The sequence below is a fragment of the Roseimaritima multifibrata genome, from assembly GCF_007741495.1.
In the GTDB taxonomy this organism is placed as follows: Bacteria; Planctomycetota; Planctomycetia; order Pirellulales; family Pirellulaceae; genus Roseimaritima; species Roseimaritima multifibrata.
In genome coordinates this window covers 7053801-7066117 of the sequence record NZ_CP036262.1, presented here as the reverse complement: position 1 = coordinate 7066117, position 12317 = coordinate 7053801, and the positions used below count along the sequence as shown (strand labels likewise).

The 12317-nt window shown below is 55.7% G+C and carries 9 protein-coding genes; 6 read left to right on the top strand and 3 right to left on the bottom strand.

Annotated features, from left to right (window positions below):
- Positions 1–150: 150 nt before the first annotated feature.
- The 6 genes from FF011L_RS25500 (at position 151) to FF011L_RS25475 (ending at position 8946) form a co-directional block, all read left to right on the top strand.
- Complete coding sequence (locus FF011L_RS25500) at positions 151–1920, top strand: TolC family protein (protein ID WP_145354740.1); 1770 nt, start codon at positions 151–153, stop codon at positions 1918–1920.
- Positions 1917–3755, top strand: a complete 1839-nt coding sequence (locus tag FF011L_RS25495) for a preprotein translocase subunit SecA (RefSeq protein WP_145354739.1) — start codon at positions 1917–1919, stop codon at positions 3753–3755. Before FF011L_RS25500 ends, FF011L_RS25495 begins: the two co-directional genes overlap by 4 nt.
- Positions 3752–4720 carry an efflux RND transporter periplasmic adaptor subunit gene (locus FF011L_RS25490; protein WP_145354738.1) on the top strand — a complete coding sequence of 323 codons (969 nt, stop codon included), beginning with the start codon at positions 3752–3754 and terminating at the stop codon, positions 4718–4720. Before FF011L_RS25495 ends, FF011L_RS25490 begins: the two co-directional genes overlap by 4 nt.
- Positions 4717–6174, top strand: coding sequence for an efflux RND transporter periplasmic adaptor subunit (locus FF011L_RS25485; RefSeq protein WP_145354737.1), 1458 nt, complete (start codon positions 4717–4719; stop codon positions 6172–6174). Before FF011L_RS25490 ends, FF011L_RS25485 begins: the two co-directional genes overlap by 4 nt.
- A 189-nt stretch (positions 6175–6363) precedes the next feature.
- Positions 6364–8430: an HlyD family efflux transporter periplasmic adaptor subunit gene (locus tag FF011L_RS25480; RefSeq protein WP_145354736.1), complete on the top strand. Its 2067-nt coding sequence runs from the start codon at positions 6364–6366 to the stop codon at positions 8428–8430.
- Positions 8431–8547: 117 nt separating this feature from the next.
- Positions 8548–8946 (top strand): hypothetical protein, encoded by a 399-nt coding sequence (locus FF011L_RS25475; RefSeq protein ID WP_145354735.1) that lies wholly within the window; start codon positions 8548–8550, stop codon positions 8944–8946.
- Here the strand turns inward: FF011L_RS25475 and FF011L_RS25470 are convergent.
- From FF011L_RS25470 to FF011L_RS25460, 3 genes are read right to left on the bottom strand one after another with little or no spacing between them, the layout of a single operon-like run.
- Entirely contained in the window at positions 8904–9758 is an 855-nt protein-coding gene (locus FF011L_RS25470; protein WP_145354734.1) for a formylmethanofuran dehydrogenase subunit C, read from the bottom strand. The two genes, FF011L_RS25475 and FF011L_RS25470, sit on opposite strands and share 43 nt — an antisense overlap.
- Positions 9755–10651 (bottom strand): formylmethanofuran--tetrahydromethanopterin N-formyltransferase, encoded by an 897-nt coding sequence (gene fhcD, locus FF011L_RS25465; protein ID WP_145354733.1) that lies wholly within the window; start codon positions 10649–10651, stop codon positions 9755–9757. Before fhcD ends, FF011L_RS25470 begins: the two co-directional genes overlap by 4 nt.
- Positions 10648–12300: a formylmethanofuran dehydrogenase subunit A gene (locus FF011L_RS25460; RefSeq protein WP_145354732.1), complete on the bottom strand. Its 1653-nt coding sequence runs from the start codon at positions 12298–12300 to the stop codon at positions 10648–10650. Before FF011L_RS25460 ends, fhcD begins: the two co-directional genes overlap by 4 nt.
- Positions 12301–12317 lie beyond the last annotated feature (17 nt).

Genomic DNA, 12317 nt, shown 5'->3' with positions numbered 1-12317 from the left:
TTCTCGCACATCCGATACAACCGGCAATTGAGGACTCCAGGACAAGTCAAAGTATCTGTGGACCGATGGTTTGAGTGAGGCAATGCGAGAATCGCTGGCGGCACGGATGTCCCCAGAAGCTTGCTGCTGTTCGACGGAATTGAACGTTTCATGACCTGCCCCCATCAAAATATTGGGAAAACCCTTCTATTGGGGTTGGTTCTGTGCGCTTTCGGAAGTCTGCCGTGCCCTAAAAAGTTGCTGGCTCAGGATTCGGTTCCAGGTTCATTACCTGAACCGATCTCTCGCGATTCGCGTGATCAGGAACGCGTGGAATTGGCGGAAAGTCGCTTGGTTCCCACGGGCGTCGACCTTTGGTGGCACGAACCGATTCTGTTGCCACTAGGAATTGGGCCCCGCGCTTTGGCCATTTCTGCAGACGACGCAACTGCGGAATCGCTTGAATTTTCGCCCGAAGTGCAGATTATTCGGGTCGAACCTCAAATCCGGCGGACCGATATCACCCGTCAAAAAGCGGCCTTTGATTGGACGAACTTTCTCGAGACAAGCTGGGCAAATCGAAGTGACCCAATCGGCAGCGTGCTAACGACAGGTTCGACCACCGGGCGATTTATAGACGATCAACTGAATGGTGGTTTGGGGGTTCGAAAGCGGTCGACGACCGGAGCCGAATGGGAAATCTCACAGCGTTCAGGCTGGCAAAGAAACAATTCGGATTTTCTTGTTCCGAACCCGCAGTCGACATCTAGGTTGGAATTGACCGTCACTCAGCCACTGTTGGCCGGTCGAGGAAAAGAAGTGAACTACTTCCGCGTCGTGGAAGCCCAGCTAGGTACGGCGGCGACCGAAGCCGAATCATTGGCCAGGTTACAAGACCACGTGCTGAGTGTTGGCACGTCGTACTGGCAGCTTTATAAAACCCGAGCAGCCTTCTTAATTCGCCGGCGCGCGGTCGAGGAAGCTGACAAATTGGTTGTATCGTTAACCGAGCGGTCGAAACTGGATGCAACCAGTCGACAAATTTTGCGGGCGAAGGTAGCCGCGGCCCAGCGTCGTGCGGAATTGATGACGATTGCCGCCGCCGCCGATACGGCCGAGACACGCCTACAGCGATTTATTGGGCAGGTCGATTTCGAGACCGAATTGGTGCCCGCGCAACTGCCGACTCGCGTCCCTCCTTCGTGGGACCGCGAAACGGTTGTTCAAACGGCGCTGACAGGTCGGCCGGAAATCGTAAAGGCCGTCCGCGAAGTTCGTGCAGCAAGCTTGCGATTAGGTGTCAGCCGTAATCAGTTGCTGCCACGACTGGATTTATTAGCAGGGACTTATGTTGCGGGTTTGAATGCGCATCGAAACCTTTTTCCGGCTTATGGTCGCCAATTTGTCGATGGTCGCCCTAGCGTAAACGTCGGCTTGGTGTGGGAACGTGCGGTAGGGAATCGAGCCGCTCGAGGGCTTGTCCAACGCAATGAACTAGAACTCCAACGCTCGATCTCTGAATACGATGCTGCACTTCAAACAACAAGGGCCGATGTTGAATTGGCTCTTTCGTTAATGGAAGTAAACTATCAAACCATGCTGCAGCGAGAGCTTTCCGCAAAGGCCGCTCGAGCGGAACTGTGGTACCTGGAAGATCGTTGGCAAACCATGGCGGTTGCGGATGGATCGGCCATTCTGTTACTGGAAAATCTGATTGATGCTCAGGTTCGCGTCGCCGACGAAGAAACGTCGCTCTCCGCTGCTGAGGCCGATTTAAACATTGTGATCTTGCAGTACCATCGCGCTGTGGGGACTCTGTTAAGGTCCGCACACTTCACGCAATCGCCCAGCGGTGACCTGCATGACAGCGATGATCAAACACGAGCGGACCTCGCGACGCCAATGCTTGATTCTCAGATGCTTGAGGAGAATGCATTTTGATTCGGCGTCCTCAACAGAACCTCGTTGCAGCTTCCACAGCAGAACGGATGGCTGTCGCTTCGGCAAGCTATGAAAAAGAGTTTGCTGGGGTGCCGTTAGCGGCTGCCTACGAATCGCTTCGTTTGCAGTCTTTGCGGCGAAAGAATTCCAATACCGATGCGATTCACGAACGCGCCTTAGCGCTTGCTTGCCTTGCAATCCAGCAAGAGGTCGGGCCGGTTCCTTACCATGTGCAGCGTTTGGCGGCTGCCGTCATGGCGATGGGAAACGTTGCCGAAATGGCAACCGGTGAAGGTAAAACCATTTCGGTTGGCCTGGCTGCGGCAATGGTTGCGGTGCGTGGCGGTTGCGTGCACGTGGCAACGGCCAATAGTTATTTGGCGCGACGCGACTGCGAACTGATCGGGCCTGCACTCGCTCGATTAGGGCTGCGGACTCGATTGGTCGAAACCGCGTTGTCTGCCAAGGATAAACGGCACGCGTATCAAGCGGATGTGACCTACGGTACCGCCGATGATTTCGCTTTCGATTTTCTCCGGGACGTCACCGCCAAACGACAACGCAAGCTCTCGGCCCTAGGGAAGGGACGCCCGCTTGAACTTTTGAATCGACGTCGCCATTTTGCTTTGATTGATGAAATCGATCATATTCTGATTGATGAAGCGGGGACTCCGTTAGTTCTTTCAAACCCCGGCCCCCCGTCGGCTGAAGAGAACGCATCGCAGATCTTTCGTCAGGCCGATGCGGTTGCCGCCGATCTGATGGAATCGATCGATTGGGTTCCTGGACGTTCTGGCTTTGCCATCCAGTGGACCGCAGCCGGTCTGCAGCGTGTTGCACAGCATGCGCCTAAAGGCATCGAACGATCGCAACTGCTACGCCCCTGGCAGGAATACGTCCAGCATGCGGTCGAAGCGAGGCAGCGGGTGGTTCGTGATATCGACTACGTTGTCGTTGATGGAAAAATTCAGATCATCGATCCGGCGACCGGAAGAATCCAGTCCGACCGACAGTGGCAGGCGGGTTTGCATCAGGCAGTTGAGGTCAAAGAGGGCGTCGCGGTGTCGGCCGAACTAGATGCGACGGCTCAGATATCGCGTTGGCGATTCTTCGATTTGTACCAACAGCTTGGCGGTTGCAGCGGCACGGCGTTGGATGCGAAAGATGAATTGCTAGACGTTTACGGTTTGCAAACCTTAAACGTTCCACTGCGTATTCCGTCACGACGGCAAGTGCTTCCAACCAGTCTTTTTCATTCGCAGCAAGAGAAGTACGAATCGATCGCGATCGAAATCGGGCAGGTGATTGATTCCGGTCGCCCTGTTTTGTTGGGGACCGAATCGATTCGACAGTCTGAAGAATTGGCTGCCTTTTTGCGATTGGTCGGTTACCGATTGCAGGTTTTGAATGGCATTCAAGATGCTGAGGAAGCGGACATCGTCGCGGCGGCAGGAGATCCAGGTGCGATCACGATTGCCACGGACCTTGCTGGTCGGGGAACCGATATCAAAATTTCGCCCGCCGTCGAAGAGGCTGGTGGTTTGCATGTGATTGTGGTTTCGCCGCGAAAATCACCTCGCTTGGACCGGCAGTTGATCGGGCGTGCCGCCCGTCAAGGTCAGCCGGGCACCGCCAGAACATTTATCTGTCTTGAGGACTCGTTAGTTCAGGAAGCGGCTCCCGCGGTGCGTGATCCAGGCAGTTTGCCAGCGATCGTACGTCGTGCTGCCAGGCGGGCTGATAAACGGGCCGTGGCGGCTCGGGCCTCGATGGCTCGTCGCGATATGGACCACGAATCATTTTTTCATTCATCGAATGCAGAGGCCTCCGTATGATCGATTCAAGGACCCGTCCATGGAGTCTTGTTCTCTTTAGCCTGCTGACGTGCGCTCCTGTGGTAGCCCAGGCCCAGGAGTCCGGTCGCTCGTCGGCAAGACCTGAACGCTCCGATTTTGTTGGCGTCGGAACGCCCGGGGAATCGAAAGGTTCGGCACCGATTCAGCTGGAAGCGTACACGCAGGCATACCGCGATATCCTGATCGGATCTTCTGAAACGGCCGTGATCCAAGATGTTTGGGCCGAAGAAGGCGAGACCGTTAAGGCGGGCCAAACGCTGATTCAGTTAAATGATTCCGTCGTTAGGATCGCCGTCGAAGTCGCCCGTTCGGCAGCGACCGCGAAGGGTGAAATCGATACGGCAAAACATTCGCTGGCCGATAAAAAACGACGTCTTGAGCAGGTGAAGGAACTTCACTCTCGCGAACATGCCACCGACCAAGAACTGTGGAATGCGCGGCTCGATTTGGATGAAGCGACCGCTCGTCTTCAGGCTTATGAAGAATTGACTCATCGCCGCCAGCTAGAACTTGCCCAGGCGGAAGCTCAATTGGCGCGGCTGACGATCAAATCTCCGATCGATGGGGTGGTTGTTGAACAAGTGAAAGATGTCGGGCAGGCGGTTTCCCCTGCCGACCCGCATCTGCTTCGAATCGTACAGCTTGATCCACTGAAGATTATTGCCAGCGGGAACGCCCGCCAATTGGGAGTCATTGAGGTTGGCGATTCTTTGCCAGTCACGATTCGCGGTAAGACACTTGAGGCAGTCGTTGAATTTGTCTCGCCAGTCGTCGACGCCCAATCAGGAATGCGGCACATCAAACTTCGTTTGCCAAATCCAAATCTAGAGTATTCCGCCGGTATCGCGGTCGACGTGCGCTTGCAACCCAAACGTTCCAGTCTGGATCGCGAACAGTCACTGAATCAAACCATTCGACAGTTTCCCTTCTTGGATCGGAAATGAACTTGCTAGATTCCCAGACGAAAGGTCATGATCCTCAAGTAGGCTCTGAATCGTCCTCGCAAAGTTTGCTGGAGGCGATTCAAAGGGCTGCCGCTGGGAATGCGAATGACCTGAACGCGGAGGCCGGTTTGGACCTTTGTGGACGGTTATTGAACCAGGTCCAGCCGGTCGCAGTACGACAGCAAGCGGCTGATTTGATCCTGGAATACTTGCAGGCGGACATCGTCGTAATCTGTAGCCAGCACAATGGTCTGGCGGTACAGCCGATCGCGGCCGGTCGAGTCGCGATTGCCGAAGCTCTTACCGAAGAAATAACCGCTTCGCTTTCGGAAGCACTGTTTGCAGCACGCCCATTGAGAGGTTCAACAAACGAAGCGGTCGCCGATTCGGCGTTGGCCGCAAACGGATTGCGAATCGCCTTGGCGGCTCATCACCCCGAAGCGGGGCTGCACGCGACGTTTACCCTGCCTCTGCTGCAGGATGATGATACGCCGATCGGCGGCCTGCAGGCGATCTGGTTTGGTCGCGCACAGATGGAGCCGAACCATGAAGCGTTCTGCTTGCGTATTCAAGTCGTGTTGGCTGGCATTTTGGGGGCGATCGATCGTGGTCAGCCGTCGCGATGGGGACAGCGGTGGGAACGCTGGAAGAAACGCTTGCGGTCCCAACGGTCGTTGGTCGTGGGAACCGCAATCGGAGGCGTCATCGCTTGTGGTTTCTTGCCGATGCATTACCCTGTGCGCGCAAATGTCACATTGCAACCTGAGCATTCTCGAATCGTAGCGGTCCCCTTTGATGGAAGCCTAAAAGGGATTCGGGTTGCTCCCGGCGATACCGTCGAAGCGGGCCAGATTCTGGTTGAACTGAATCGTGAGGAAGCGCTGAATCAGTGGACGGCGCTGACGGCAGAAATCGAACGTATTGGTGCCGAGCGTTCAGGCCATGTCGCGGCCGGTCGACAGGGCGATGCCGAATTGGCTCGATTGCAGGCGAAGAAATTACAAGCTGAAATCGATCAGCTGCAACTTCAGCTATCCCAAGCGGATATCCGCAGTCCCGTTGCAGGCGTCGTCTTGGGAGAAGACCTGCAACCGATGGTTGGTGTCCCTGTGACCGAAGGGCAAACGCTCCTGGAGATCGCTCCGTTAACGCAAATGATTGCTAAGTTGGAGATTCCTTCCGATCAGATCCAGCATGTTCAAGCGGGCCAGGAAGTCACCATGCGACTGGAGGCCGCTGGACGTCAAACCGGATTGAAAATTGCCCGAGTCGCTCCAAGAGGGGAACTGAATGAAGCCGGTAAGTACGCATTTACCGCGACCATGACCGTCGATAACTCGAATTCTGATCTTAAACCTGGAATGCAGGGTAATGCAACCATTGCGACCGACCGAAAACCGGCGGCTTGGTGCCTGCTGCAAAGGATGTGGCAACAGATCCGAACTTGGATTTAATCGTAAATGACATTTTTCCGGCAATGTGTAATTAGAAAGTGCGAGTGACGAAGTTGTTTTTGCGCTCCTTTAGGAGAGCAGGAAGACTGCTGGTTTCTGCAATCAAACAACTGCCACACTCATTTAGAACAATGACGATCGGCGAAACGGTCAACTTGTAAATCGGACGTCCCTAGGGAGGTTAGCCGCTTGAACACGAACGCTCCGAACTGCATCGATTTGCTGCAAAGCAAACCCCGGATGAGTGCGGGCGTGCGCGTGTCGGTCCATTCGGATCGGTCAGGTAAACAGTGGTATCGATTGATGAAGCCAGCGATCAAATCGGTTGGCCGGAGTTCCGACCGAGATCGCTTTTTGCGAGTCGGCAAAGACGAAGCCCTCTTGCTGGCTCGCTTGGATGGGGAACGAACCATTGCCGAGGCGCGGGCCCTGGCTGCCCAGGAAGGCTGTGCACTAAGCGTCGAGCAAACCGAAAGTCTGGTTTTGTGGGCTAGGCGTGAGCAACTGTTTACCGGTGCTTTTCAGAACGCCGCAAATCAAGCGGACCCGAGCCTCAATCGACGGAAAGCGTCGCTGACCTGGATCCCTGTGCCGCTGCTGCAGGGAGGCCGTTGGTTGGACACCCTGACGGCCGCCACGGGCTGGGTATTTAACTTTCCAATTGCTTGTGTTGTCGGCCTGTTGTGGATGCTTGCCGGCTGGATTGCAGTGGAGCGTTTGCCGGAGTTGGGAGATAGCCTGGCTGGATTGTGGAGTCCACTGGGATGGTTGAAATTGGCCGCAGTGTGGTTCGTGCTGAAGGTTGTGCACGAGGCGGCTCATGCGGTTAGTTGTCACAAGTTTGGTGGTCGAGTTGGTGAAATCGGTTTCGCTTGGATGGTTGTGGCTCCGGTCGCGTATGTCGATTTGACCGACGCCTATCGAATTCGCTCTCGCTGGAAGCGGATTGCAACTTCGCTGGCGGGGATCTATCTGGAATTGACGATCTCTGCGTTTGCGATCTTCGCTTGGACGGCTTCGGAATCCCCGCTTTGGCTTCACTTCTGGGCGACGGTCGCCGTTACCGCCAGCGTTGGTTCGGTCCTGTTTAATCTGAATCCGTTGATTAAATTGGATGGCTACTACGCATTGATCGACTGGTTGGATCAACCGAATCTGGCGACCGATGGGCAGCAAGCTTTCCAGTCCGCGATGACGTGGTTGTGCTTGGCTCAAACCGATCCCCACGCCGAGCAGCGATCGACTGGCATTCTGCTGTTTGGGACCGCATCGGCATTTTACCGGCTGTTTGTAATCGCCGCCTTGCTGTGGGCAGCGGTGCAGTGGTTGGGGATTTTCGGCATGGTGCTGGCGGGCGTGCTAGTGCTTGCGTTGGGGATTCCTTTGTTGGGCAAAATCTATAAGGCAACTGGACAGGCCTGTTTGCAGCGACCGGTAGTCCTTCTGCGTTTAACCTTGATTGCATTGTTGTTGGGTGGTGGCGGAGTTGGCGTTTCTTGGGCAGCATCGTTCTATGATCAGGGGTATCCCGCCGCGATCGAATTCGTCGATGCAAATCCGATCCGAACCGATGTCGAAGGATTTGTCGCTCAGGTCTGGGTTCAGGATGGCCAGCAAGTCGCAGAGGGAGACCCGCTTCTCCGATTGGAGAACCCTCGTTTGCATACCCGTTTGGCGGCGGCCAATGCAGAATGGCAAGCGATGCAAGCGCAGCGTCGCGGCTACCAACAACGCCATGAAAATGGACTGGCAATCGCTCAACGTAAATCCGCCGAAGCACTTGCTTTGCAAATTCAGGATATTGAAAAGAAGTTGACTTCGCTGACCGTGCTGGCTCCCCGCGACGGGGTGGTGGTCGCTGCGGGAATCGAAGACATGGTGGGCCGATGGGTGGAGCAGGGGGATGGCGTGGCACGTGTGATCGATACGTCTAGGATCAAAGCGATTGTCGCGATTCCGCAAACCGATTTGCCTGGATTAAGCGAGTTGTTAGATTCGCATTTACAGGTGCGAGTCGCTGGCAAGGTGGTTTCGGCAGAACTGCTGTCGGTCGATAGGCATGCTCAGTTGGTGGCGCCTCATCGTTCGCTGATTGCCTCCAACGGCGGCCCGCTAGCGATTCAGATGGATCCTCGCAGCGACCAAGCGACTCAATTAGTAGAGCCTCATTTGAAACTAGAAGTGACGCTGCTGAATCCGCCCGTTGGCCTCAAGGGAGGTCAGCCAGCACGATTGGTCAGGAGAGGAGAAAGATGATCCGTCCTTGTATGTCGTCCTGACTTCGAAGAGACTTGAGTGGTTCGACGGAACCAGCTTGCTGCCCGTCGAGTAAGTAAACGAAGAGGCCTGCCCCTTTTTAATGTTGAGGTTGATATGAATCGCGTTCTGTTGCTTTTTGCGGCTGTTTCAATTTCGATTTCCGGTACCGTCTATTCCGCGGATAAGGATCGTTGCCCCTGTGGTCCAGACGGTTTGACCGGACCGCTTCGCAATTTGATTCCACAGGGAGTTGGGAACGCGGACTGGCGTCCCTATTGCCGTGCTCATGATGCTTGTTATGGCATTCCTGGGGTCGACAAAGCGAGCTGTGATCGGAATTTCTACAACCAAATGAAATCAAGCTGCGGATGCTCTGGTAAACCGATTCTCTGCCGGATCACCGCCCATTTGATGTATGTTTCCACGAAGCGGTTTGGCACAAAAGCATTTAATAAATCGCAGCGGTTGGCCTACGCTACGAATTCGTTTGCGAACCAGAATATCTCACCCTGACCTTGCACGGCTTTGTCGCCAAGGACTCTATGTGAATCGTGAAGGTTGGTTTGCAATTGATTGACGAATTGCGATTCGCCATTGGTGATTTGGGAAAATTGCGTTAGCAGGATCGACAGAATCGCAGGGGATTCGCGGCGTGGTTCCGTGAATCCGAACGGAGAAAGCGGAGGTCGCTGGCTTAACAGAATGGTGCCGCGGCGCATTCCATGTCCCATGTGATCGCCAACCCGCCCGTGGATCGCGATCGTCCCAGCCACCATTTCAGCGGCTGTGTTTTTCCCCGCGTTGCCTTCGATAATGATCGTCCCTCGACGGAGACGATATCCCGTCTGGTTGCCGGTATTTCCGCTGACGTGTATCTCTCCGCCCGACATCCCACTACGCTCGCCGGATGCGGGGCCACCAAGGTAGTCGCCGACGTTGCCGCGGATTTTGATTTGTCCGCCTCGCATCGCTTGGGCGGTATGATCGGCGACGTTGCCTTCAACGGTGATCGATCCCGCTTGCATCTCTTTTCCCAAGTAGTCGCCGCAGTCTCCTTCGACGATCCATTCTCCTGCGGACATTCGATGGCCGATGGAATCACAGGATTGGCAATCGCCGCGAAGCCGAATGGTTGCGTCCGAATGATCGTCGTTGCCACAGCGGACTTTGAATAGTTCGCCCAGCGGGATCGTTTGTCTGCCGATTGGCAATTCAAGGTGTTCGATCTGGGAAGCGGTTCGTGTTGCCAAGTCTGTCGGATGGATCGACCGCATGTCGATGCGAAAACGCGGGGCCTGAACCAATTCAAGTTCGATTAGGTTCATGCCAGTACCTCGTACAGGTGAAAGTGATGCTTTCCTAAGTTTCCACCATAATTGCCTGCACTAATGGCGACCAATGGTTGCTTGGTCTTCGCTTCGCATGCCGCTCTGATACCGACGCGAATCGCCTCTGCGATGGCGGAGGTCGTCAGGCCATCGATGACAACTTCTAGCACGACGTTGGTTTGTTCGGGAAGATTGGTGTCGACCAAGCCCCGCAGCGTAGGGCAGTAGGCTTCGTTGGTCGAAGCGAAAAGGGCTGGGTATTTGGATCCCACTTTCGAACCACTGCGAGTCGCTCCGCCGGGAAACGGAGTGATCACCCCTGGAAGCGGTTTGATTGCGGCGATTGCTGCGCGGCAGGCGATGGTGACGGAATCGAGGTCGGCTCCGAACAAGAAGAAGTTGCCGCCACCAATCGCGTCGACGCGGGCCGTCTGCTGCTCACACAGGAATTCGCCATCCATGACCGGAATGCGCCAGTAGCGTTTGCTTCCGATGCTTTTACTGATTTGAAATCCATCGCCAAAGAAGCGAAGCGTTTTGCCCAGCGGAACCGGTTTGGGGCTTTCGATACCTGCAAACAATGCCGTCGTTGGGCAAGTCAGGACGCACTGCCCAGCGCGGCGGGGAATTTGCTTTTCCAGTTCCTTGCTGGATACCGCAAATGCCAGGATCGCGACTCCGGGCCGGCCGTCGGGGGTTTCCTGTGGGGTGAGTTCGCGTTCGATCCCCATTTCGATTCCGCAGGCGATCACACTGGTCGCAAACCCTGTAAACGCTTGGGCGGCATCACTGACCCATTGACGGTCATGCGCCGTTAGGATCAATCGCGTCGCCTTCATGTCGAAGGCTTCGGCAAAGGTTTCCTCGATGGGGATTCCGTGAATGTTCAAAGGGAATGCCTCCCTGCAACGGTTACTTCGCTGCCGATGTGCTGTTCCATTTCGTCGTCACCGATCATTAAGTTTTCAATGCGATAGCTGGCTTGCCAGTAATCGGAACCGGTCAATTGATCGGTCAGTTCCGCATGGTGAAGCGGCTTTGCCGAGAGGGTGACGTGAGGCAGATCGATCGGCGTCCATTCCCCATCGGTGACAATCTGTTTGCCGCGGCGGAAAACATTTTTAGGAGCGGCGAACATCGTTTCCAAGTTGCCTGCTGGGTCTTCTTCGTAACAAACCACGTCGGCGATCGCTCCTGGAGACAAGCGACCTCGGTCTTGAAGGCCGAGGATTGCCGCAGGGGCCGACCGGGTCATGGTGGCGATGTCGTCCAGGTTGTATTCACGATCCATCCCGCCAAGCTGGCTGGCGGCTGCCGCGTCGGGGTGGATTTCTGCAAGTGCCGTTTCACGGAACGTGCGATCGCCCAGCAAGCGGAGCAGGTGCGGGTAGGTCGTGAACGCGCCGCCGTTGGGATGATCGGTGGTCAGAAAAACTCGCGATGGATCGTCCATCATCAAGAATAGTTCCAATCCAATCGACCACTGCAGGGCGGAGACAAAACGCTTTTTGCGATAACGGAACGGGACCACTCCGCAGCCCGCTTCGCATTCAATGTCGACGATCACGCTCTTGCGCGGCGATGCATGTTTGCGATTGGTGGTCTGGTGGGCAGTGTCGGCGGAGATCGTGACCGTTTGCCCAAACATCACCTGTCCAACGTCGATCGTGACGAGAGGATGCCGTTGTAGGGCTTGAACGATTCGTTCCGCAGCGGAGGAGAAACCGTGTTCGCCGTCGGCGCCGTAGCTGTGGAACTGGACATGCGTTAGATGCAGCGGGTAACCATTGGCCGCCGCGATTGTTTTTAAGGTGGATTCGATATTGCCCGCCACGCCCAAGTTGCTGCAGTGCACATGAAGTGGATGGACAAGGCCGATTTCGTGGACCGCCCGCGCAAGGCGGCGAATGATCTGCCCGGGAGTGATCCCATATTCGGGGTGAGGCGTATCGACGTCCAGCAGTTGACGCTGGAATTTGAATGCGCTGATCCCGCCCGCATTAACGACTTTGACCGCGATGCACTGTGTGGCTTGGACCATCCAGGCGACATAGTCATTCAGGAAGGGCTGGGGGACGTCGTCCCGGATCATTCTTAACAGGCAGTCGTCGTTACCGAGTAGGCAATAGCCGCCGGTGTCGATGTATGGGGTGTCGGCCATTTCTGCATGGGCCGCCCGCGCGTTGCAGGGGATCACGGCCGGTTCAAAGCAGGCCGCGTAGCCCATCCTGGCGTATTGCTGACCGGTAATTGCCGACGTCGGCAAGAATCCGTCGACTCCGCCGGGGATGGTCCGCTCACGCTGGTAATCGCTCAGTAGCATTTTTGCCAGCGTAACTTTGCCTCCACCGATATGCGTGTGCATATCGATCGCACCCGCCATAACGACTTGCCCGCCTAGGTCGATCGTTTTATCGATCGACCGGTCGGGCGGCGGAGCGGCAACAATCCGTTGGTCTTCTAAGAACAGGTCCTGCACCTTGCCACGCAGTTCGGATGTTGGATCGTACAGCCGTCCACCGGTCAGTTTGCACAGCATGGTTGCAGGGGCTCTGG

What these genes read in the sequence shown, in the direction of transcription:
- FF011L_RS25500 (WP_145354740.1), top strand. Translation starts at nt 151, where the DNA reads ATGACCTGCCCCCATCAAAATATTGGGAAAACCCTTCTATTGGGGTTG.
- FF011L_RS25485 (WP_145354737.1), top strand. Translation starts at nt 4,717, where the DNA reads ATGAACTTGCTAGATTCCCAGACGAAAGGTCATGATCCTCAAGTAGGC.
- FF011L_RS25470 (WP_145354734.1), bottom strand. Translation starts at nt 9,758, where the DNA reads ATGAACCTAATCGAACTTGAATTGGTTCAGGCCCCGCGTTTTCGCATC.
- FF011L_RS25490 (WP_145354738.1), top strand. Translation starts at nt 3,752, where the DNA reads ATGATCGATTCAAGGACCCGTCCATGGAGTCTTGTTCTCTTTAGCCTG.
- FF011L_RS25475 (WP_145354735.1), top strand. Translation starts at nt 8,548, where the DNA reads ATGAATCGCGTTCTGTTGCTTTTTGCGGCTGTTTCAATTTCGATTTCC.
- FF011L_RS25460 (WP_145354732.1), bottom strand. Translation starts at nt 12,300, where the DNA reads ATGCTGTGCAAACTGACCGGTGGACGGCTGTACGATCCAACATCCGAA.